This window comes from Sorangium sp. So ce834, assembly GCF_051521425.1.
GTDB classification, from domain to species: Bacteria; Myxococcota_A; Polyangia; order Polyangiales; family Polyangiaceae; genus Sorangium; species Sorangium cellulosum_D.
The window spans coordinates 8,346,345-8,367,790 of record NZ_CP150351.1 but is presented as its reverse complement, the minus strand read 5'-3'; the positions used below and the strand labels follow the sequence as shown (position 1 = coordinate 8,367,790).

Sequence of the window (21,446 nt, the reverse complement as noted above, 5' to 3'; positions counted from 1 at the left end):
CTTGCCATTGAGCTGGCGCACGATGATCTCGCGGTAGATGGGATTGGCGATGACGAGGCCGCCCTCCGCTGCGCGGCGCACGAGGCCCAGATCGACGGCGAATCGCCGGTCGTCTTCGGGCACGTCGCCGAGGGTGCCGCCGGCGAGCATGGGCTCGATCACGGCGCGGATCCGCGGCTCGCGCAGCCGCTCTACCAGGCTGTCGAGGTGCGTGTCCTGCCGCTCGATCAGGATCTCCTTGGCGCGATCGACGTCCGCGGCGGTGATGGGCTGCGCGCGATCTTTGACCAGGACATCGACGAGCTGGCGGGCGAGCGCGTTGACGAGCCACGGCTGGCCCTGGGTGAGCTCGAAGGCTCGATCCACGGCGCCCGAGTGAAAGCCCTGGCCCGTCTCGGCCGTGTGCTGGGCAACCAAGGCGGCGACCTCGTCGCGGCTGAAGTTGCGCAGCGTGAGCGACTCGACCTTGATGTTGAACGGGCTCGATGTGCCGAGTCGGTCGCCGCCGTCGGAGGCGACCTTGGAGTCGCGCACGTCGCGAAGGCCGACGAGCGCGAGCGCGTGCGGGAAGCCGTGCGGGCGACCTAAATGGCCGCTCCGGAGCTGGCGCAGGACGGAGATGAGCGTGATGTCCCGCAGAGCGTCGATCTCGTCGAGGAAGACGACGAGCGGTCGCGGCGCCGCCTGAGCCCAGGCCCCGAGCGCGGCGCCGATACGCTCGCCAGGTGGCGCGTCCGGGAACGGCGGTGGCTGGAGCTCGGCCGGTAGCTGCGAATCGGCGAGGCCGCGCCACTCGCTCAGCATCGCGAGCTCCGCAGCACCGGGGTCGCCCGGAAAAGGGGCGCCGACATCCATCGAGACGCGGACCGCCACGTAGCGCCCTTCGCGCGTGAGCGCCTGGGCGAGCGTCAGCAGCGAGGTCGTCTTCCCGATCTGCCGCGGCGCGTGCAGCACGAAATAGGCTTTGCGGTCGATGAGGTCGCGTACGCCGGGCAGGCGCTCTTCCGGCGGAAGCATGTAGTGATCGGCCGGATTGCAGGGGCCTGCCGTGTTGAACCAGCGGGGCATCTCAGCGCAAGTCTAGAGAGCGGAGCGCGAGGTGGCCAGCGCGCCTTGGTGGTGGCGTTCGCCCGTCGTTCGCGACCCCGGACACCCGGGTACCAGAACGCGCTGCGGTCACCGGCGCCCCCGGACACCCGGGTACCAGAACGCGATGTGGTCGCCGGCGCCCCCGGACGCCCGGGCACCAGAACGCGTTGTGGTCGCCGGCGTCCCCGGACGCCCGGGCACCAGAACGCGTTGTGGTCGCCGGTATCCCCGGACGCCCGGGTACCAGAACGCGTTGTGGTCACCGGCGTCCCCGGACACCCGGCACCAGAACGCGTCGTGGTCGCCGGCGTCCCCGGACGCCCGGCACCAGAACGCGTTGTGGTCGACCCAGGAGCCAGGATCCCGAAATCGCCCAGCTTTTTATGCTGACGTGAGCTGAATCACGAATCTGCCGGCCGCGCCACCCCGCGCCGCGCGCGGGCCCGCCCTGCGAGCCCCGCTCTCGCGCCCGCCCTCACTTCGTGGCGAGCTTCGTCAGGTCGAGCATTTCGTCCACGTCCGGCACCACCACCAGGTCGCACCGGCGGTTCTTCTGCTTGCCGGCCGGCGTGGTGTTGTCCGCCACGGGGTCCGTGTCCGCGAACCCGGCCGCGCTCCAGTGCCGCGTCGGCAGCCGGCCCTCCTTGCCGATGAGGAACAGCAGCACGGACCGCGCCCGCATCAGCGAAAGCCCCCAGTTGTCGAAGAACGGGCCGTTCTTGTACGGCTGGCTGTCCGTGTGCCCCGCGACCTGGTAGTCGCGATCGACCAGCGACTTGTCGCCCCGGATGACGTCCGCGATCTTCTTCAGGATCTCCTGGCCCTCCTTGCTCAGGGTGTCCTTGCCCGAGTCGAACAGCACGTCCCCGGGCAGCGAGATGACCATCCGGTTCCGGCGGACCCGGACCTCCAGGCCGAGCTTGGTCAGCTCCTCGAGCTTCTTCCGGAGCAGGTCGAACCGCGCCTGGATCGCCTCCAGCTGCTTCGCGCGCGCCTTGTACTCCGCCAGCGCCTTCTCGCGGTCCTCCAGCGTCGAGCTCATCTTCGAGATGTCGGCGCCCTGGTCCGCGAGCTTCTTCTCGAGCTCCTCGACGCGCTGCTTCGCGTCGGCGAGCTCCTTCTCGAGGTCCGCCTCCCGCTTCTGGCTCCGGTTCTGGAGGTCGTTGTACTTGGCGAGCTGCGCCTTCCACTCCTGCTCGGAGTGGCCGCAGCCCGCGGCGAACAGCGACGACAGCACGAGGGGTAGTGCAATGAGTGTCCGGTTCATCAGCGCTTTCTCCATGGCTCCGTCCCGCGGAGCGGGATGCCGCGGGCGGGAGCGTCGCTCAGCTCGGCCGAGAGATCCAGAGGAGAGGACGGCGAGATCCGCCCGTCCACGCGGCCCTCTGCCGCAGGACAGGGGCGATCAGGGCTTCGGCGGCGGAGGCGCGAGCGGCAGCGGCACCGCCGGCGCTGCCCGAGGCGCCGCGGCCCCAGGCGGAGCAGCCGCAGGCGGCGCCGCCGACCCCGCGGCGGGCGACGCTGTCGGCGCTGCCGGCGCCGTCGCCGCCGGATCCCCGGGCGCTTGCTGCGGCTTCTTCACCGAGTGCACGATGACGAACTCGACGCGCCGGTTCTTCTGGCGGCCCTTGGCGGTCTTGTTGTCGTCGATCGGCTTGTCCGGGCCGTAGCCCCGCGCCACGAGCCGCGCCGGGGCGACGCCCTTGCTCGCGAGGTAAGCGACCACCGCCTCGGCGCGCCGCTGCGACAGCGACCGGTTCATGTCCGCCGGCCCGGCGTCGTCCGTGTGGCCAGCGACCTCCACCTTGAAAATTTCCGGGTGGAGGCTCAGCGCCGACACCACGGCGTCGAGCACCGCGAAGCTCTGCGCGCCCTGGATCTTGTCGTTGTTGAGCGCGAACTCGACCCGCTGGAGGATCTTGATGTCCTCGTCGCCGACCTGCACCAGGCTCGCGCCGCGGTCCGGGCAGCCGTCCAGGTCCTCGAAGCCGTTCAGGTTCTCCGGCTGCGTCGGGCACCGGTCCTTCTCGTCCGGGATCCCGTCCCCGTCGCTGTCGGGGAGCTCGTCGGGGCAGCCGTCCTCGTCCTTGAAGCCGTTCTTCACCTCGGGCTGGTCGACGCACTCGTCCTGCTGGTCGAGCACGCCGTCGCCGTCGTTGTCCGGGTCGGGGCAGCCGTCCTCGTCCTCGAACCCGTCGGTGTCCTCGGGCGCGTCGACGCACTTGTCGACCCGGTCCGGCACGCCGTCCTCGTCCTTGTCGGGGCAGCCGTAATGCTCGGGCAGGAGCACCCGGCCCGCCTGATCCGGGCACTTGTCCTGCGCGTCGGGGACCCGATCCTTGTCGCGATCCGCCACCTCGTCGGGGCAGCCGTCCTTGTCGTCGAGCCCGTTGACGACCTCCGCCTTCGTCGGGCAGCGGTCGCTCTCGTCCGGGATGCCGTCCCCGTCGCCGTCGTCCTCGGGGCAGCCGTCCTCGTCGGCGATCCCGTCCCGGTCCTCGGGCACCGTCGGGCACCGGTCCGCCGCGTCGTCCACCCCGTCGGCGTCCGCGTCGCCGGGCTCGTGCACGAAGAGGATCCCCGCGATGCCGCGCGCCACGGGCACGCCGATGCCCTCGACCACGCCCGCGCCGCCGCCGATCGTGAACACGAGGCCGAGGTCGCGCGGGGCGATCTGGAGCGCGCCGTCGACCTCGAGCGAGTTCGTCCCGCCCTGCGCGCTGAACTGGGTCGCGCCGTACCCCTCGGCGAGCACGCGGAGCATCGGGGCGATCTGGTAGCCGAGCCCCCCGCCGTACCGGAATTCGACCGGGCCGACCTCGGTCGAGGCGATCCGCGCCGCCTCGGGGAGCAGCTTGCCGCGCAGGTTGAGCCCGAACGACAGCGGCCCCGCGCTGCCGTCCACGATGAGGCGCAGCCCCGCGGTCACCGGCGACGAGCTGCCGAGGTAGCTCCCCTCGCTGGTCGCGTGCCCGAGCGGGAAGCTCACGTCGGCCGCGGCGCCGAGCACCAGCGGATCGCGCGGCCCGCCGAAGAACCGCACCTTGGCCTCGAGCGTCGGGTCGCCCGCGCCGAACGCCTTCAGCCCCTCCGCGGCCGCCGCGCCGGTGGCGGCGTCGACCCCCTGGCCGCTCACGTAGGCGACCGGGAAGCGCAGGCCGACCTGGAGCCACGACGCCGGCGTGATCGAGGCCAGCACGTTCCAGGTCAGCATGTCCGAGATGACCGGCAGCTCCCGGTGGTCCCGGGCGTCCGGGGAGGAGCAGTCGGTCGCCGAGACGCAGCTCTCGAGGACGAACGGCTCCCGCGCGTAGTCGAACATCAGGCCGGCCGTGACCCCGAGCGACGCCTCCATCCGGGCGCCCTCGACGCTCAGGTAGTTCTTCGACCCCGGCGCCGGCTCGAACCGCTGCACCGAGAACTCCCCCTCGCGGACCGCCCCCTGCGCGCGCGCCACGCCCGAGGCGAGCCCCACCCCAGCGCCCACGATCGACAGCAGACACAGCGCTCGCAGCGTTCTCATCTATCCCCTTTCAGGCATCTTCCCGGTCGGTGAGCCTCCGGCAGCGCACGGCCGTTCCAGGATGGACGTTCGCTGGGACGGAGGCGCTCCGCGCGGACCGGTGAGGCGAGTACGGCAGCCGGCGCGCGCGGCGGCATCCAACGCAACGCGGTGGATCTTCCCGGATCATGCGCAGAATTCCAAGAGGGCTCGAAGAAGCCGCTGCTTGCGGTCGGGGACGGCGGGACGGGCGCGGTCGGGACGCGCGGTCGGGGACGGCGGGACGGGCGCGGTCGGGAGGCGCGGTCGGGGACGGCGGGACGGGCGCGGTCAGGACGCGCGGTCGGGGACGGCGGGACGGGCGCGGTCGGGGGGGCGGCGGGACGGCGCCGGGCGCGCGCGCAGCAGGGCGCCGGCTCGGGGGGCTCCGGGGGCGGTTCCGGGGGGGCGGGTTCCAGGGGTCGGGGCCGAGCGGCGCCTTGACCACACAAGCCGGGCATGAGACATCGGCGCCCGGCCTCCGGGCCGCCGAGAGCTCGGAACATCAACCTCATCCTGCGCGCGGGGCCAAACGCGCGAACGAACCAAGCAGATGCCCATCTCGTCGCGGTCTCCGGGAACGTCGTGCAGCCCTGGCACCCCTCGCCGTCGCCTCCGGTCGGGCCTCGCGCTCGCGCTCGTGCTGGGCGCGTCCTCCGCGTCCGCCCAGCCGGCGCGCCGGCCGGCCCAGCCGCCGGCGGCGCAGCCGCCCGCCGGGCAGGCCGGCGCTCCTGCTCCGCAGCCCGGCGCGGCACCCGCCCAGCCCGGCGCGGCCACCGCGGCCCCGGCGCAGCCCGGCGCGGCGCAGCCCGGCGCGGCCACCGCGCCGCCGGCGCAGCCGGGCGCGGCGCAGCCCGGGGCGACCCCGGCGCAACCCGGCGCGGCGCCGGTCGGCGGCAGCGACGTGGAGGCGCTCGAGCCCCCGGCGCCGACGCGCGAGCCGCTCATGCCGCCGGCCGACGACACGGCCGCGCCGGCCGCGCCCCAGCCGGCCAGGCCGGCCGCCTCGGAGGGGCCCTCGGCGGCCGCCGAGGGGACGGAGCGGAAGGCGACCCAGGGGGAGATCGGCGCCCGCCCCAGCGAGGTGTACGCCGAGGACTGGTGGGCCCACGCGCGGCCGACGTTCGAGTTCCACGGCTACTACCGGCTCCGGTGGGAGCTCTTCAACAGCTTCGCCCTCGGCCGCACCGACCTGCGCAACGCGGCGCTCTGGCCCCAGCCGGCCGACAACTCCTACGACGCGGCCCACGCGGTCAACCTCTGCGACCCGAGCGAGACCACGAGCGGCGGCTCGCGCGATTTCCACTGGTGCAAGAGCGACACCCAGGCCGGCGCGAACATGCGCTTCCGGCTGAACCCCGAGCTGCACATCAGCGACAACCTGCGGATCCTCTCCCAGGTCGATCTCCTCGACAACGTCGTGCTCGGCTCGACCCCGGAGGGCTACGCGAACCAGCCGGGCGCCGGCGGCGGCTACCAGGTCGCCCGCCGGGGCGGGTACTCGCCGCTCGGGGCCTTCTCCAGCACCCAGTGGGCGCCGAGCGCCGGCATCAACTCGACCAAGGACTCGATCTCCGTCAAGCGGATCTGGGGCGAGTACATGACCCCCGTGGGCCTCCTGCGCTTCGGCCGGATGCCGAACCACTGGGGCCTCGGCATGGTGGCGAACAGCGGCGATGGGCACGACTCCGACTACCAGTCGACCGTCGATCGGCTGATGTTCGTCACGGGGATCAAGAAATACGACCTCTACTTCGCCGGCGCGTGGGACTGGGCCAACGAGGGCGCGACGAGCGCCTCCCTCCAGGAGCTCGAGGGCCAGCCCTACGACCTCGCCCAGTCCGATGACGTCGATCAGTACGTGTTCGTCGCCGTCCGCCGCAAGAACCCGGAGCTCCAGAAGCTGGATCTCGCCCGCGGCAACATGGTCGTGAACGGCGGCGTCTACTTCGCGTACCGGAAGCAGACCCTGGCGAACGACGAGAACGTCGACTCCGAGCACCCCGACAAGTCCGCCTCGCTCGGCGCGACCGCGGACACCGTCGCGAGCGGGTACGTGCATCGGGGAGCGGAGATGGTCATCCCCGACGTGTGGTTCCAGCTCCTCTACAAGAAGTTCCGCTTCGAGCTCGAGGCGGCGATGATCTACGGCTCCCTCGACCTGCGCGGGCAGAGCGAGGCCGATTACACGAACGTCCTCTCGCCGAAGGACACGGGCTGGGGCATCCGGCAGTTCGGGATCGCGACCCAGGCCGAGCTCACCGAGATGGAAGGCCGCCTGCGGCTGCATTTCGGCTTCGGCTACGCGACCGGCGACGACGACGTGCCCTCCCTGAAGCCCGTCGGCACCCTGACCGGGGCCATGGACCCCCAGAACTCGACCGATCGCACCTACTCGACCTTCCGTTTCCACCCGGATTACCGCGTCGACCAGATCCTGTTCAGGAACATCCTGTCTCGGGTCCAGGGGGCCTATTACTTCCGTCCCGGCGTGGACTGGGACTTCGCTCGTGACAAGAACGGCCAGCGCGCCGGCCTGGGCGCCGCGGCCATCTGGAGCCGCGCCTCGGAGTTCGTGCAGGCCCCCGGGAACGCCAGGGACCTCGGCATCGAGCTGAACGGACAGCTGTACTTCCAGTCGAAGGACGGGACGCTCAACGACGATCCCGACAAGATGGGCGGATTCTACACGGCGGTGCAGTACGGCGTGCTGTTCCCGCTCAGCGGGCTCGGCCAGCTCAAGGGCGAAAAGAACCTCCAGCCGATCGACCTCGAGACCGCACAGACGGTGCGCTGGTATCTCGGTATCCTCTTCTGAGCTGGTCAGCCGATTTCTGAGCTGGTCAGCCGATCCAGGGGCAGCCGTGGCAGTGTGTCTGGAAATAAGCGCTCCGGGCGGTACACCGGAGCGCTCCGGCGCGTGACGACGACGTCTGCCGGGCTCGTCACGCCTCCTGCATGAGCCATCACGGGCCAAAGGGGCCTTGATCTCGCGACCGTCCTGGCCAAGGATAAGGCCGTCTGGGCGCCAGGCGCGTCGCGAGACTTCCGTGGTTCACCGAGGAGAGCGGGTGGCGAGGGCCGCCGATCTCCGGAGGGACGTGATGGTTCGTCGTCTCCTCATTGCGATGTTCTTGGCGACTTCGATGGTTTTCGGCTCGACGTCCCTGTCGAGCGCGCAGGACGCCGACACCTCCGCTTTCCGCGACATCGCCGTCGGCAAGGACTACCGGCTGAGGGTCGCGGCGGCGCTGGCGCTCGGCCGATCGAAGAGCCCGGGCGCGCGGCCCGCCCTCGAGAAGGCGCTCAGGGATCCGCACCCGGCGGTGCGCGCCTCGGCCGCGGCCGCGCTCGGCGCGCTCGGCAACCCCGCGGCGGTCCCGGCGCTCAAGGCGGCGCTCACCGTCGAGTCCACCCCCAGCCAGAAGCGCCCGATCCAGGCCGCCATCGAGCGGCTCTCCAAGTCGTCCGCGAAGGCGCGCTTCCTGGTCAGCCTGGGCAAGTTCGAGAACCGCTCGGGCGTGAAGGACGCGATGCTCGGGTCGCTCCTCAAGCAGCAGACGCGCAACCGGGTGATGCAGTTCGCCGACATCGAGATCGTGGCCGACGGCACGGACGTGGCGGCGGAGGGCAAGAGCCGCAAGCTGCCGGCGTTCACGCTGGACGGCTCGGTCACGCACCTGAGCAAGCGCCACGGGGCCGACGGCGTCGGGTATTCGGCCAAGGTCGAGTTCGTGATCCGCGAGATGCCGAGCCAGACGCTGAAGGGCTCGATGACCGGCTCGGCCCAGGCGGTCGCCGAGGCGCGGCGCGCCCGCGGCGGGCGGGAGCTCGCCCAGCTGCAGAACGACGCCGTCGCGGGCGCGATCGAGAGCGCGCTGCAGCGGGCGCCCCTCGCCCTCGAGGCCGCCTCGGGCAGCAGCGTCGTCCCCTCCGGCCGCTGACCCGGCGCGCCGCGGGCGCTCGACCGGCGCGCCGCGGGCGCTCGACGGGCGCGCCGCGGGCGCTCGACCGGCGCGCCGCGGCGCTCGACCGACCGGCGCCCGCGCCGGCGCGGGTCGACTCGGGCCTCCCCAGTCCGCGCGCGGCCGCCGCGGCGGCGGCCGGGCTCGCCCCCTCGAGCGGGCGGATGCCGCTCTCCGGTCGTGCTAGACCGCGCCTCCTCCTATGCCCATCGCAACGCCTGCCAGCTCCGATCTGATCCGACGCACGTTCCTCGAGTTCTTCGCCCAGCGCGGGCACGAGGTCGTCCCGAGCGCGCCGCTCCTGCCGCAGAACGATCCGACGCTGATGTTCGTGAACGCGGGTATGGTGCCGTTCAAGGACGTCTTCACGGGCAAGGACAAGCGCCCCTACCAGCGCGCCGCATCGAGCCAGAAGTGCATCCGGATCAGCGGCAAGCACAACGACCTTGAGAACGTCGGCGTGACCGCGCGCCATCAGACGTTCTTCGAGATGCTCGGCAACTTCAGCTTTGGCGACTACTTCAAGGAAGACGCGATCGCCTTCGCGTGGGAGCTCCTGACCAAGGTTTACGAGGTCTCCCCGTCGCGGCTCGTGGTCACCATCTACAACGGCGAGGGGGGCTTCCCGGCCGACGACGAGGCCGCGGCGATCTGGCGCAAGGTCACCGGCTTCGGCGACGACCGGATCCTCCGGCTGGGCCTCGCCGACAACTTCTGGACGATGGGCGACGTCGGCCCGTGCGGCCCCTGCTCGGAGATCCACTTCTTCCACGGGAACGAGCCCGACGTCTCGCGCTTCGGCGAGGAGCCGCGCATCGACGGCACGGGCTGGACCGAGATCTGGAACAACGTGTTCATGCAGTACGAGCGCGTCGAGAAGGACGGCCCGCTCGTGCCGCTGCCGGCGCCGAGCATCGACACCGGCATGGGCCTGGAGCGGATCGCGAGCGTGCTCCAGGGCGCGACGTCGAACTACGACACCGACCTGCTCCGGGGGCTCGTCGACAAGGCCGCGGAGCTCAGCGGCAAGCCGTACACCGGCGGGAGCGCCGACGACGACGTGTCGATGCGGGTCATCGCCGATCACGCGCGGACGACCGCGTTCCTGATCGCCGAGGGCGTGATGCCCGAGCGGCAGCGGCGCGAGTACGTGCTCCGCCGGGTGATGCGCCGGGCGATCCGCCACGGGCACCGGCTCGGGATCGACCGGCCGTTCTTGCACGAGGTCGCGCTCGAGGTGGTGCGCCGGATGGGCGAGACGTACCCGGAGCTCCGCGATCGGCGCGAGCTGATCGCCCGCGTCACCGAGGACGAGGAGATCCGCTTCCGCTCCACGCTGAAGCGCGGGATGAAGATCCTGGACGAGCGCTTCGACGAGATGCGCTCGTCGGGCGAGAAGACGCTCCCGGCCGCCGCGGCGGCCGATCTCTACACCACCTACGGATTCCCGCTGGATCTGACGCAGGTCATCTGCGCCGAGTCGAACTTCGACGTCGACGTCCAGGGGGCCGAGGCGGTCATCCACGGCGCCGCCGAGGCGGACGGCCCGATCGATCCGAACGCCGCCGTGGACGCCGCGCACCGCGAGGCGCGCGGGAAGCTCGCGCAGCCGGTCGTCTTCACGGGCTACGAGCGCGAGGAGGGCGACAGCGAGGTCGTCGCGATCATCCGGGTGGAGGTGCAGGGCGAGGGCGACCGGGCGCGCAAGGCGCGGACGCTGGTGGAGCGCGCGGAGGCGGGGGAGGCGGTCGAGATCGTCGTCCGCGAGACGCCGTTCTACGCCGAGTCGGGCGGTCAGGTCGGCGACAGCGGCGAGGTGACGGCGGAGGGGGCGCGCGTGGAGGTGAAGGACGCGCAGAAGCCGGTCGCGGGGCTCGTCGTGCACGAGGGCGTGGTGCGCGAGGGGGCGATCGCGGTGGGCCAGCGCGTGCACCTCGAGGTGGACCACGCGGCGCGGTCGGCGACGCGCCGCAACCACTCGGCCACGCACGTGCTGCACTGGGCGCTGCGCAAGGTGCTCGGGGAGCACGCGCAGCAGAAGGGCTCGCGGGTCGGCCCGGACATCCTCCGCTTCGACTTCACGCACAACCGGCCCCTCACCCGCGAGGAGATCGCGCGGATCGAGGACCTCGTGAACGAGAAGGTCCTCACGAACGCGAAGGTGACGACCGAGATCCTGCCGATGGACGAGGCGCGGCGGCGGGGCGCGATGGCGATCTTCGAGGAGAAATACGGCGACACCGTGCGGATGCTCACGATGACGCCCGAGGTGGTGGAGCTCTGCGGCGGCACGCACGCGCGCGCGCTCGGCGACATCGGGCTGTTCAAGATCACGGGCGAGGGCGGCGTGGCCGCGGGCGTGCGCCGGCTCTTCGCGTCGACGGGGCTGAACGCGCTCGCGTACGCGCGGGGCGTCGAGGCCGAGCTGGCGCGGGCGCGGCAGGTCGCGAAGGCGCAGGGCGGCGATCTGGCCGAGAAGATCGGGAAGATCGTGGCGCACGAGCGGGAGCTCGAGAAGAAGGTCGCGGACCTCGAGCGGCGGATCCTGGAGGGCGGCGCCGGCCCCGCGCAGGGCGGCGGCGGCGGCGGCGGCATCGACGCGATGCTGGAGGACGCGCGGGAGATCGGCGGGATCAAGGTGCTCGCGCGCCGGGTGCCGGACGGCACCAACCCGGGCGCGCTGCGCGACCTGGCGGAGAAGCTGCGCGACAAGCTCGGCGATCGCGCGGCGGTGCTGCTCGGCGCGGCGGTGGGCGACAAGGCGCAGCTCGCCGTGATGCTCTCCAAGTCGGCGACCGAGCGGCTCAAGGCCGGGGAGCTGATCAAGCCGATCGCCCGCATCGTGGGCGGCTCCGGCGGCGGCCGCCCCGACATGGCGCAGGCCGGCGGGACCGACGTCGCGCAGCTCGACGCGGCGATCGCGGCGACGTACGTCGAGGTCGAGCGGGCGCTCGCGTCGTAGCGCGCGGCGCCGCGCGAGGAGCCCCCGCCGGCGTCCTCGCGAGGCCGGCGAGGGGAGGGCGGCGCGCCCGGGGAGGGGGCGCGCCGCCGCGATCAGGAGTCACGCCATTTGGTGCGGGCGAGCGGGAGCAGCGTCGTGGCTTTCCCGCGCTTGCCGTGGCGCGTCGGCAGGCGCACGGGCTCGCCCGGCGCGGCCGCCCGCGGCCGCCCACCGCGGGCGTGGGCGCCGATGGTCGCGCGCACGATCGGCGGCAGGAACACGGACTCCAGGTCCACGCGCGCGAGCGCGGCCGCGACCGTGGCGATGCGATCGGGCAGCGACGCATTGGCGTCGACCAGGATGACCCGGCGGCCGAGCACGGTGCAGAGCCCGCCCCGCGGATTGCGCGCGTCCGACAGGTGCGGATCGAACGCCTCCATCCGGACGGCGATGCCGACCCGGTTGGCCGCCAGGGTGAGCTCATCGAGAAGCCGCGAAAGCTCCACCCACGCAGCGTAACCCCCTTATCCGGGAGATGGCAAAGCGCAAAAGCGATGTTGTCGCCGCTCCGTTGTCGGCGCGCCGCGCCGGCGGCCCGGTGTCGTCGCCGCGCCGCGCCGCGGCGCGCCCCGGCGAGGCGCGGCGGCGGCGCCCTGGCCGGGAGGGATCTCCCGCTCTCGGCGCGCCCTCATTCCCGTCTTCGGCCCGTCTTCGGCCCGTCTTCGGCCCGTCTTCGGCCCGTCTTCGGCCCGTCTTCGGCACGCCCCTGCTCTCGCGCTGGCCGGGGGGCGCGCCACGTCCAATCGCGTTCTCCATCATCGCAGCTCGCGCCGCGGCCGCGCGGAGCCGCCGCGCCCCGCGATGAGCGTTTAGCCCATCTCCCGCCTCGCATATCCCGTGCTCCGGACTGGCCGACAGCCGCTCACGGGCGACATCGATGCTCGCGCGGGACCCGCGCGCCGCCGCCGCGGCCGGCGCGCGCGGATCGCGCCGGCCGCGCTCTCGCCCGCGCCGCACGCCCGCTTTCGCGCGGCAGATCCGGGCTTCGCGCCGGCCGCGCCCTGGTTCCAGCCCCAGAGGTCGTCCAGCGGCTTATCTTGAGCCAGATCGCGCGGCCCGTTGACCGCGGCGCTCGAGCATGCTACGAGCAGGCCGTTCCGCGCGTCGTGGCCGAGTGGGAGCGAATGTGCGTTTCCCGGCTGCGGTGGGGTATCCCGCGCGCTTCGTCAGCCACTGTGGACGGGGCGGCCGCGATGGGGACGACGAGGGCGCCCGCCGGGCGGCGCGCCCCGAAGGGCGAACAAAATGACGTTCACGGATGCAGCCGCCGAGGTGCTTCGCCTCATCGGTAGACCGCTTCACTATAAAGAGATCACCGATATCGCGATCGAGAAGAACCTCCTTAGCCACGTTGGCAAGAGCCCAGAGGTCACGATGGGCGCCCGCCTGGCGGCGACGCTGAAGAAGGACACGGCGGACAACCCCCTGGTGCGGGTGAAGCCGGGCGTATTCGCGCTGCGCGAGTGGGACGAGAAGACGATCAAGTCCGGGCTCGACGGCAAGAAGGGGAAGCGCGGCGGGAAGCCCGAGGCGGCCAAGGCGCGCAAGGACGAGGAGCAGCCGACCCTGTTCGAGGCGGCCGCGGACGACGAGGCGGCGGAAGAGAGCGATTCGGGGGCTCTCGCGGCGGAGCCCGAGGCGGAGGCCGAGGCGGCGGACGTCGAGGCCGAGCCCGCGGGCGAGGCGGCGCAGGCCGCGCCCGCGCTCGACGACGAGGAGGACGACGACGAGGCGCTCGTCGCCGCGCCCGCCGCGGCCGGGTTGAACGGGGTGGAGATCCCGGCAGCGCGCGAGCTCGTGCCGCCGCCGGCGCCCTCGTCCCCGCGGGCCGCCGGCGCGTACCTCGACGAGGAAGACGGCGAGCTCGAGGACGCCGAGCCGCCGGGCCCGGACGAGGCGATGCGGGCCGAGGCCGTCGCCGGCGCCGCGGAGCTCTTCGACGAGGAGGACGACGACGATCAGCCGATCCTCGGCGGTGAGGACCGCGCGACCCCCGGCTCGTCGGGCGAGCAGGGCGAGGGCCGCCGCCGCCGCCGCCGCCGTCGCCGCGGCCGCGGGACCGCGGAGGCCAGCACGAGCTCCGGCGGGCTGCCTTCGTACGTCGCGACGCCGGTGTTCGAGGCGCGCCGCGAGAACGGCCGCGAGCCGCCGCGCTCCGACCGGACCGAGCGCTCCGACCGGACCGAGCGCTTCGACCGCCCCGAGCGCGTCGAGCGCGTCGAGCGCGTCGAGCGCGCCGAGGGCTTCGGCGCCGAGCCGGTCTACCGCGGCCCGCAGGTGATCGAGCTCACGGGCGGTGAGGGGCACGCGCTCGACGACCTGGCCGGCCGCGATCTGGCCGACGCCGTCGCGGGCATCCTCTCGACCTTCGATCGGAACGCGGGCGCGGTGTCGCTCCGTCAGATCGCGGAGACGGCGCAGCGCCGGGGCCGGCTCGCCGGGGACGTGCAGCTCGTGCAGTCCCAGGTCGCGGCCGCCGTGCGCGCCGACAACGCCCGCCGCACCGCCGCGGGGCAGCGGCCCCGCTTCCGCTTCGCCGGCGGCCGGATCGCGCTGACCGACTGGCTGCTCCCGGGCGACCTGGCGCGGCTGGAGCAGGAGGCGCTCGCCGCCGTGGAGCGCTACCGCGACGCCGCGCGGCGCGCCTTCGCGCGCAAGATCTCGGAGCTCCCGGGCCACGCCTTCGTCGAGATCTGTGTCCTCGCGCTCGAGCGCATCGGCCTCGGCCAGCTGCGCGCGGTGCGCCGCGCCGGGGCGCCGGGCGGCGAGAGCCACTTCTCCGGGGCGCTCCGCACGGCGGGCGACGAGATCAAGCTGGCGCTGGTCATCCGGCGGGACGGCCGCGAGGTCGGCCGCGAGCGGGTCACCGAGCTGCGCGGCTCGCTCCACCACTACGGCCCCGCGACCGCCGGCTGGATCCTGACCGCCGGTCAGATGCTCTCCGGCGCGCGCGAGGAGGCCGCGATCCCGGGGACCGCGCCCATCTCCCTCTTCGACGGGCTCGCGGTGGCGCGCCTCTGCGAGGACAACGACGTCGCCGTCCTCCGCGCCCGCCTGCCGATCGCGATCCCCGACGTCGATCTGCTCGAGGCGCTCCGGGCGTCCTGATCTCGGCCGCGCGCGTCCGGCCGGGGCTCGCTCCGGCCGGGCGCGCGGCGCCCCCTCTTCGGTCCCCTCGGCCTCATCGCCTTCGGCCGGCCCCCGTCCTCCACCAGGGCGCTTCCGGCGCCTGTCCTGCATCAAGGCGCCTCCCTCGCCGCTTCCGCGGTTGACGGGCTCCGCGATCCTTGTCAGCGTCCGCGCCCATGCGCCATCGCGCGATCGCCTGGGCCGCGACCCTCGCCGTGCTCGTGACCGGCTGTGCCGCCGTGGCTCCGCCGCCATCTCAGTTCCCGACCGCCGACGCGGCGCTCGACCGGATGAAGGACACGTATGCCTGCGTGAACGGCGTCCAGGGCACCGCCAAGATCGACCACTTCTCGCGCCAGGGGAGGATCCGCGGTGACGTGTACATCCTCGCGGTCAATCCCGATCGGGTCCGCTTCGATGTGGTGAGCCCCTTCGGCGCGACGCTCTACACGCTCACGTCGAATGGCACCCTGTTCCAGATGCTCGATGTCGGGGAGAAGCAGCTTTTGCATGGGCCCGCGAGCGCGTGCAACCTGGCGCGGCTCACCCAGGTGCCCATCCCCGGGCATGCGCTCGTCGCGCTCCTCCGCGGCGAGGCGCCGGTGCTCGTCCACGAGCCGCACGGCGCCTCGATCGCCTGGGACGGCGACGGCTTCTACCGTGTGCTGATCCAGAGCACCCGCGACGCGGTGGAGGAGATCCACCTCGAGCCGCGCCCGGACGACTGGCGCCTGCCGTGGAGCCAGCAGCGCTTGCGCGTCCGGGAGGTCCGTGTCGCGCAGCGGGGGATGGACCTCTATCGCGCCGAGCTCAGCAATCACGGGGTCATCCGCACCGCGCCGCCGCGCGTCGACCCGGAGGGGATCGACGATCCGATCCCGCCGAGCGGCGGCGCCTGCGAGGCCGAGATCCCCCGCTCGATCCGCATGCGGGTGCCCAACACGGAGGACGACGTCATCTTTCAATACAAGGAGGCGAAGTGGAATCCGCCCCTCCTCTCTGGGGCGTTCACCCAGCCGATCCCCGGCGGCGTCGTCCGCCGTTATGTCGACTGCCAGGACTGAGTCCGCGCGCTCAGGCGATCCCTGAGGGAGCCCAAGAGCGAACTGCGCACATCGCGGCGGCGCCGGCCGCCGACCTGCTGCGCTCGCCAGACGGCGTGGACGCCGCTCGCTCGAACGTCTAGATCTGCCCAATCCACCTCGCCTCGGCGGGAGGAGTCGGCGATGGACGTCGAGCCCGGAACGATCGTCGGCGAAAAGTACCGCCTGGAGAGGCCGCTCTCGCGCGGGGGGATGGGCTCCGTGTGGGCGGCGCGGCACGTCCAGCTGGGCGCGCCGGTGGCGATCAAGTTCATGGACCCGGAGCACGCGGCCTCGCCCGAGTTCCGCGCGCGCTTCTACCGCGAGGCGCGCACGGCGGCGAACCTCGAGAGCCCGCACGTGGTGAGCGTGCAGGACTACGGGATCCAGGGGAGCGTCCCGTACCTCGTCATGGAGCTGCTCCGGGGCGAGGACCTCAGCCGCCGCCTGAGGCGGGTCCGCCGCATCCCCCTCGCGGACGCGGCGCGCATCGCCATCCAGACCGGCAAGGCGCTGCGCCGCGCGCACGAGTCCGGGCTCGTCCACCGCGACCTCAAGCCTGGCAACCTGTTCCTCGCGCGCGTCGATGACGAGGAGGACATCGTCAAGGTCCTCGACTTCGGCATCGCCAAGCAGCTCACGGGCAAGCTCCTCAGCGACGAGACCACGAAGACCGGCGAGCTCCTGGGCTCGCCGTTCTACATGAGCCCGGAGCAGGCGCGCGGCGACAAGGACCTCGACGCGCGCAGCGATCTCTGGTCGCTCGGGGTCATCCTCTTCCGCGCGGTCACGGGCAAGCTCCCGTTCGAGGGCGACGTGCTCGGCGCGGTGCTGTCGCGGATCCTCGTCGAGCCGATCCCGCTGGCGACGCGGCTCGCGAGCGATCTGCCCGCCGAGCTCGACGGGTTCTTCCTGCGCGCGCTCTCGCGCGAGAGGTCCCAGCGGTTCCAGTCGGCGCAGGAGATGGTGCACGCCTTCGCGGCCGCGGCGGGCGATCTCGGCGTCCCGCTGCCCGCGCCCTCCGTGCCGCAGCCCCCGCCGGCCGCGTCGCGCACGGGGACGCTGCTCGGGCTGTCGCCGGCCGGCGCCGCAGAGCTCTCGGGGCCCGGCGACGTCGGCGCGCTCTCGTGGTCCGAGGCGCCCGAGGATCGGGGCGCGGCGCCGCGGGAGGACGCGCTCACGCCGCTGCCCGATCCGTCGCAGCCCGGCACGCTCACGGCCGCCGCGGCCGGGGAGGTCCGCGACGCCCGCAGGCCGAGCGCGAGCGCGACGCGGCGCTGGCTGCTGGCGTGCGGCGCGCTCTTCGTGCTCAGCGGGACGGCCGCGGTCACGGCGCTGCGCCCCGTCGGCCAGGAGGGCGCTGGCCCCGTGGCCGCGCCGGTCGAGCCCGCGCTGGTCGAGCCCGCGCCGGCGATCACGGCCCCGCCGGTGGAGGTCGCCCGCGCGTCGACGCCGGTGGCGGATCGCCTGCTCGTCCCCGAGAGCGCGCCGGCCGCGGACACGGCGCCGCCCTCGACGGCGCCCTCGGGCACGGCGGAGCCAGCGGCGTCCACGGCGAGGAAGGACCCGCCGGCGCGCTCGGCGCCGCGCCGGGCCCCGCACCGGGCGCGCGAGATCGTCGACCCCTGGCAGCGACGGTAGCCGCCGCCTGCGTTCGCGGCGCCGATCACCCGCGGCCGGCTGCGCGCGAGGGCGCGGTCCGGCCGTCGGAGGCGCCGGTCACGCGAGCGCGTCGCGGAGGCGGCGCGGCACGTCGGTGATCAGCCCGTCGACGCCGAGCGCCGCGAGGTCCCGCGCTTCCCGCGGGTCGTTCACGGTCCACACGTTGATCACGCGCCCCTGCCGCTTCAGCAGCGCGATGCGCTCGGGCGACGCGATCGTCCGCTCGATGTGCGCGGCGAGCGCCCCGAGCGCCGGGGCGAGGCGCACGGCCGTGTCGTGGTAGCGGCTCCGGTGCACGAGGAGCGCGCGCGGGACGGCCGGCGCCATGACCCCGAAGGAGGCCAGCATGACCGGATCGAACGACGAGACGAGCACCGCGTGGCGGGGATCCCAGGCGCGCAGGAGGCGCGCGGTCGCGAGCACGACGGCGGCGCGGTCGGGCACGTCCCGCTTCATCTCGATGTTGACCGCGAGCCGCCGCCCGCGCGCGAACGCGAGCACCTCGGAGACGAGCGGCACCCGGCCGCCGTCGAGGTCGACCTGCCGGAGCTCGTCCCAGCGGAGCGCCGCGGCGACGCGCGCGTCCGCGCCGTGGGTCACCCGCTCGAGGTCCGGGTCGTGCAGCGCCACGAGCTCGCCCGACCCGCACACCCGCACGTCGAGCTCGATGCCGTCGGCGCCCTGCGCGGCCGCCTCCTCGAAGGCGGCGAGGGTGTTCTCGGCGGGGGCGCCCTCGCCGCGCACGCCCCGGTGCCCGAAGAGGAGCGGCGCGCGAGGCCCGAGCGCGCCGGCCCCGCCCCGCGGCGCCGCCTGCCCCGGCGCGCGCGCGCTCCGGCGGAAGCGCTGCTCGGCCCAGGTCACCGCGCGGGCTCCTCGTCGAGCTCCTCCGCGATGGTGCGGGCCGCCTCGCGCGCGCGGTCGAGCGCGGAGAGCGGGAAGGACGCCGCGCCGACGGCCGGGTGCCCGCCCCCGTCGTAGCGCCGGCAGATCGGGGCGATGTCGCGATCGCGCGCGACGCCGCACCACGGGTTGTAGCCGACCGAGAGCTTGTAGTGCTGCTTCTGCCGGGAGAGCGTGACCGAGTACACGCAGTCCGGGTACATCGCGTACGTCATGAACTTGCCGACCGCCTCGAGCGGCGCGTCGGAGAGGTCGACCAGCACGACGCGGCCGAGCTTCCGCGCGCCGCGCTCGATGCGCGCGACGAAGGTCTGCCGCGAGAGGGAGAGCGGGCGCCAGAGCTCCTGGATGTCGGGCGCGCACGCCACCTCGCTCACGGGCCGCTCGACGAGCCGGGGCACGACGGAGGCGAGGAAGGGCCCGTCGCCGTGGTGCTCGACCACCGAGGCGAGCTGCATGATCGGCTCCTCGCGGCTCACGGCGGCCTCGGCCGAGGGGAAGCGCGCGGTGTCGATGAGGTCGGCCCAGCGGATGAGCTCATCGACGCCGGACATCTCGACGCCGAAGTGATCGCGGCTGACGTCCGCGATGAGCTTCGTGCACGAGCCGTAGGCGGCGTCGTAGAAGACGTGCGGCGCGTCGCCCGGGGCCGTGGAGCGCGACGCGCCGGCGAGCGCCGCGTCGCGCTCGTCGTCCGAGCCGAACCCGGTGACGTGGTGGTCGAAGTACCACGTCAGCTTCTTCGTCGGCGTGTACCGGAAGTCGAGGATCGCGTTCTCGTCGCCGTCGAGCCACGAGGGCGGGATCATCGTCATGCCCGGGCCGTACCCGCAGGAGCGGTACCGGAGCGCGAGCGGCTCGCCGTGGCGGAGCGCCTGCATCAAGCGGGTGAACAGCGCCGCGCTCGCCATGCCGTCGAAGCAGTGGCCGTGCGTCGCGACGACGATGTCCCTGGGCTTCATCGGGCGAGGGGGTAGCACGCCTCACGGCCGGCCGCTCGCGGACCGAGCATCGCGCGGCGGTTCTGATAGGCTCCGCGCCGTGCGGCGTGCCCTCGTTCTCCTCGCACTGCATCCGTTCAGGCCGGCGCGCCGCTTGGCCGCCGCGCCGCTCGCGGCGCTGCTCGCCGCGTCGGGCTGCGGCGCCGGCGCCGCCGCGCCGCGCGCCGAGGTGCTGCAGCCGAGCCCTCCGCCCGCGCCTGCTCCCGCGCCCACGCGCGAGGTGCGGAACCCGCCGCCGCCGAGCGATGCACCCGAGCCGGACCCGGAGGCGGCGCGCCTGTTCCTGAGCCGCGTCGGGCAGCAGCGGCCCGCGGCGAGCGCGCCGGCGCCGCGCGTGACCGCGCTCGCGCTCGCCAACACCGCGCGCGGCGAGGCGAGGGGGATGACGCCGCTCGGCGACGTCGTGTCGCTCGCGATCGGGGAGGGGGAGAGCAGCGCGATCCCGGTGCGCGTTTCGCCGGGGGAGTGCGCGGTGTTCATCGCGCAGGGCGGGCTCGGCGTGATCGAGGTCGATCTCTTCGTCACGAAGGGCGCGCCGCCGTCGCTCGAGATCGTCGGACAGGACGCGGACAGCGGGCCGATCGCGGTGATCGGCGGCCGCGGCGCGTGCTTCACCTCGCCCGGAGGCGCGCCGTTCGCCGGGAGCCTGCACGCGCAGGTGCGGCGCGGCGCGGGCGTCGTGCTCGTGCAGGGCTACCGCGGCCCGCGCCCGGCCGCGCCCCCCGGCGCCGGGCCGCCCGGCGCGACCCCGCCCGACACGGCGCCGCCGACCGGCGCGCCGCCCAGCGCCGCGCCGCCGAGCGCGCCGTCTTCCAGCGCCGCGCCGCCAGGCGCCGCGACGCCGAGCGCGCCGTCCTACAGCGCAGGCGCCGCGTCGCTCCGCGCCCCGCCCCGGTAGCGCCGCGGCGGCCCGGGCGCGCGGGGCGCGCTCCGCATTTTGCGCAACTCGGCCCGGGCGCCGGTCGACACGCCGCGTATGGCGTCGATCGAGATCCAGCCCGCAGATCCCTCCTACCCCGCGCCGCTCTGGGCCCTCGTGACCGAGACCGAGGCCGCGCCGCCGACGCTCTACCTGCGCGGCGCGCTCCCGTCGCGCCCCGGCATCGCGATCGTCGGGACGCGCGCCGCGAGCGACGACGCGCTCCGGTTCACCCGCGCGCTCGCCGCGTCGCTCGGCGAGGCGGGCTACTCGATCTGGTCGGGCGGCGCGCGCGGCGTCGACGCGGCCGCGCACGAGGGCGCGCTCGCGGCGCGCGCGCCGACCGTGGTCGTCGGCGGCGGCGGCCACGCGCGCCCGTACCCGCGGGAGCACGCGCCGCTCTTCGATCGCATCCTCGCCGCGGGCGGCGCGCTGCTGGCGCGCGTCCCCGACGACACGCCGCCGCTGCCGGGGCTGTTCCTCCAGCGCAACGCCGTGCTCGCCGCGCTCACCCTCGCGACCGTCGTGGTCGAGGCGGGCATCGAGAGCGGCGCCCGCTCCGCCGCCGCGGCGGCTCGCCGCCTCGGGCGCCACCTCTGCGTCGTCCCCCACGCCCCGTGGAGCCCGCGCGGCGTCGGCTGCGCGCTGGAGCTCGTCGCCGGCGCGCGCCCCGTCACGCGCGCGGCCGACGTGATCGACGTCCTCGGCGGGCCGGCGCCGCCGCCCCGCCGGCGGGCGCGGCGGTCGCCTCGCAACAGCCCGCCCGCCGCCGGCACCCTGCCGCTGCCGGACGCGGCCGTCGCCGCGCCGGCGAGCGCTCCGCCCGAGGAAACCGCGCAGATCCCGGCGATGAGCGCGGTCGAGCGCGCGGTTTTCGACGCCCTGGACGCCTGCCCGGCGCACGTGGATGAGGTCTGCGAGAGGACGGGGCTTCCGCCCAGGCGCGCCGTGGAGGCACTCTTGACGTTGACGCTCCAGGCCGTAGTAGTAGAGGGGCCCGCCGGGTTGTTTCGGCGGGCTCTTCGTTGAAGGGGCGCGCCGGCTCACCCTGCCCAGTGCGGTTTCGGGTGGCCGCCTCCTCGCGGGGGGGCCTCCCTCGCACCGAAGGTCGCCCTTCAATCCTCCCACAAGCCCCGATCTCGTTGCTCAGAAGGTGG

General features: G+C 74.0%; 13 protein-coding genes and 1 pseudogene. 8 read left to right on the top strand and 6 right to left on the bottom strand.

The window, feature by feature from the left end:
- Positions 1-9: 9 nt before the first annotated feature.
- The 3 genes and pseudogenes from WMF20_RS30345 to WMF20_RS30335 all read right to left on the bottom strand — a co-directional run.
- A pseudogene (locus tag WMF20_RS30345) lies at positions 10-1,068 on the bottom strand (ATP-binding protein); the annotation flags it as partial.
- Positions 1,069-1,564: 496 nt separating this feature from the next.
- On the bottom strand, positions 1,565-2,356 hold the full coding sequence (locus tag WMF20_RS30340; protein WP_129577700.1) for an OmpA family protein: 792 nt from the start codon (positions 2,354-2,356) through the stop codon (positions 1,565-1,567).
- A gap of 138 nt (positions 2,357-2,494) precedes the next feature.
- Entirely contained in the window at positions 2,495-4,612 is a 2,118-nt protein-coding gene (locus tag WMF20_RS30335) for an OmpA family protein (protein ID WP_437605372.1), read from the bottom strand.
- 571 nt (positions 4,613-5,183) lie between these two features.
- Here WMF20_RS30335 and WMF20_RS30330 point away from each other — a divergent pair.
- From WMF20_RS30330 to alaS, 3 genes are all read left to right on the top strand, one after another.
- Positions 5,184-7,448 carry a TIGR04551 family protein gene (locus WMF20_RS30330; protein WP_437605371.1) on the top strand — a complete coding sequence of 755 codons (2,265 nt, stop codon included), beginning with the start codon at positions 5,184-5,186 and terminating at the stop codon, positions 7,446-7,448.
- A 328-nt stretch (positions 7,449-7,776) separates the two neighbouring features.
- Positions 7,777-8,574, top strand: coding sequence for a HEAT repeat domain-containing protein (locus WMF20_RS30325; protein WP_437605370.1), 798 nt, complete (start codon positions 7,777-7,779; stop codon positions 8,572-8,574).
- Between the two features lie 229 nt (positions 8,575-8,803).
- The gene (gene alaS, locus WMF20_RS30320; RefSeq protein WP_437617188.1) at positions 8,804-11,557 is read left to right on the top strand and encodes an alanine--tRNA ligase; all 2,754 of its coding nucleotides are present in this window, start codon (positions 8,804-8,806) and stop codon (positions 11,555-11,557) included.
- Positions 11,558-11,649: 92 nt separating this feature from the next.
- Here alaS and WMF20_RS30315 read toward each other — a convergent pair whose 3' ends face one another.
- Positions 11,650-12,042 carry a hypothetical protein gene (locus WMF20_RS30315; RefSeq protein ID WP_129577695.1) on the bottom strand — a complete coding sequence of 131 codons (393 nt, stop codon included), beginning with the start codon at positions 12,040-12,042 and terminating at the stop codon, positions 11,650-11,652.
- A gap of 799 nt (positions 12,043-12,841) precedes the next feature.
- Between WMF20_RS30315 and WMF20_RS30310 the strand changes: the two genes are divergently transcribed.
- The 3 genes from WMF20_RS30310 (at position 12,842) to WMF20_RS30300 (ending at position 17,448) form a co-directional block, all read left to right on the top strand.
- Positions 12,842-14,704, top strand: a complete 1,863-nt coding sequence (locus WMF20_RS30310) for an HTH domain-containing protein (protein ID WP_437605369.1) — start codon at positions 12,842-12,844, stop codon at positions 14,702-14,704.
- Positions 14,705-14,901: 197 nt separating this feature from the next.
- Entirely contained in the window at positions 14,902-15,789 is an 888-nt protein-coding gene (locus tag WMF20_RS30305; protein ID WP_437605368.1) for a LolA family protein, read from the top strand.
- A 162-nt stretch (positions 15,790-15,951) separates the two neighbouring features.
- Entirely contained in the window at positions 15,952-17,448 is a 1,497-nt protein-coding gene (locus WMF20_RS30300) for a protein kinase domain-containing protein (protein WP_437605367.1), read from the top strand.
- A 78-nt stretch (positions 17,449-17,526) separates the two neighbouring features.
- Here the strand turns inward: WMF20_RS30300 and WMF20_RS30295 are convergent, their stop codons facing one another.
- Together WMF20_RS30295 and WMF20_RS30290 are read right to left on the bottom strand one after the other, a co-directional pair.
- Positions 17,527-18,330: a glycerophosphodiester phosphodiesterase family protein gene (locus WMF20_RS30295; RefSeq protein WP_437605366.1), complete on the bottom strand. Its 804-nt coding sequence runs from the start codon at positions 18,328-18,330 to the stop codon at positions 17,527-17,529.
- Positions 18,327-19,331 carry a hypothetical protein gene (locus tag WMF20_RS30290; protein WP_437605365.1) on the bottom strand — a complete coding sequence of 335 codons (1,005 nt, stop codon included), beginning with the start codon at positions 19,329-19,331 and terminating at the stop codon, positions 18,327-18,329. The genes WMF20_RS30295 and WMF20_RS30290 overlap by 4 nt, the downstream gene beginning before the upstream one ends.
- Positions 19,332-19,410: 79 nt before the next feature.
- Between WMF20_RS30290 and WMF20_RS30285 the strand changes: the two genes are divergently transcribed.
- On the top strand, positions 19,411-20,268 hold the full coding sequence (locus tag WMF20_RS30285) for a hypothetical protein (RefSeq protein ID WP_437605364.1): 858 nt from the start codon (positions 19,411-19,413) through the stop codon (positions 20,266-20,268).
- Between the two features lie 78 nt (positions 20,269-20,346).
- Positions 20,347-21,318, top strand: coding sequence for a DNA-processing protein DprA (locus WMF20_RS30280; protein WP_437605363.1), 972 nt, complete (start codon positions 20,347-20,349; stop codon positions 21,316-21,318).
- Positions 21,319-21,446 lie beyond the last annotated feature (128 nt).

Coding starts and splice junctions, on each gene's coding strand:
- WMF20_RS30340 (WP_129577700.1), bottom strand. CDS start 2,356: ATGAACCGGACACTCATTGCACTACCCCTCGTGCTGTCGTCGCTGTTC.
- WMF20_RS30335 (WP_437605372.1), bottom strand. CDS start 4,612: ATGAGAACGCTGCGAGCGCTGTGTCTGCTGTCGATCGTGGGCGCTGGG.
- WMF20_RS30330 (WP_437605371.1), top strand. CDS start 5,184: ATGCCCATCTCGTCGCGGTCTCCGGGAACGTCGTGCAGCCCTGGCACC.
- WMF20_RS30325 (WP_437605370.1), top strand. CDS start 7,777: ATGGTTTTCGGCTCGACGTCCCTGTCGAGCGCGCAGGACGCCGACACC.
- WMF20_RS30310 (WP_437605369.1), top strand. CDS start 12,842: ATGACGTTCACGGATGCAGCCGCCGAGGTGCTTCGCCTCATCGGTAGA.
- WMF20_RS30305 (WP_437605368.1), top strand. CDS start 14,902: ATGCGCCATCGCGCGATCGCCTGGGCCGCGACCCTCGCCGTGCTCGTG.
- WMF20_RS30300 (WP_437605367.1), top strand. CDS start 15,952: ATGGACGTCGAGCCCGGAACGATCGTCGGCGAAAAGTACCGCCTGGAG.
- WMF20_RS30290 (WP_437605365.1), bottom strand. CDS start 19,331: ATGAAGCCCAGGGACATCGTCGTCGCGACGCACGGCCACTGCTTCGAC.
- WMF20_RS30280 (WP_437605363.1), top strand. CDS start 20,347: ATGGCGTCGATCGAGATCCAGCCCGCAGATCCCTCCTACCCCGCGCCG.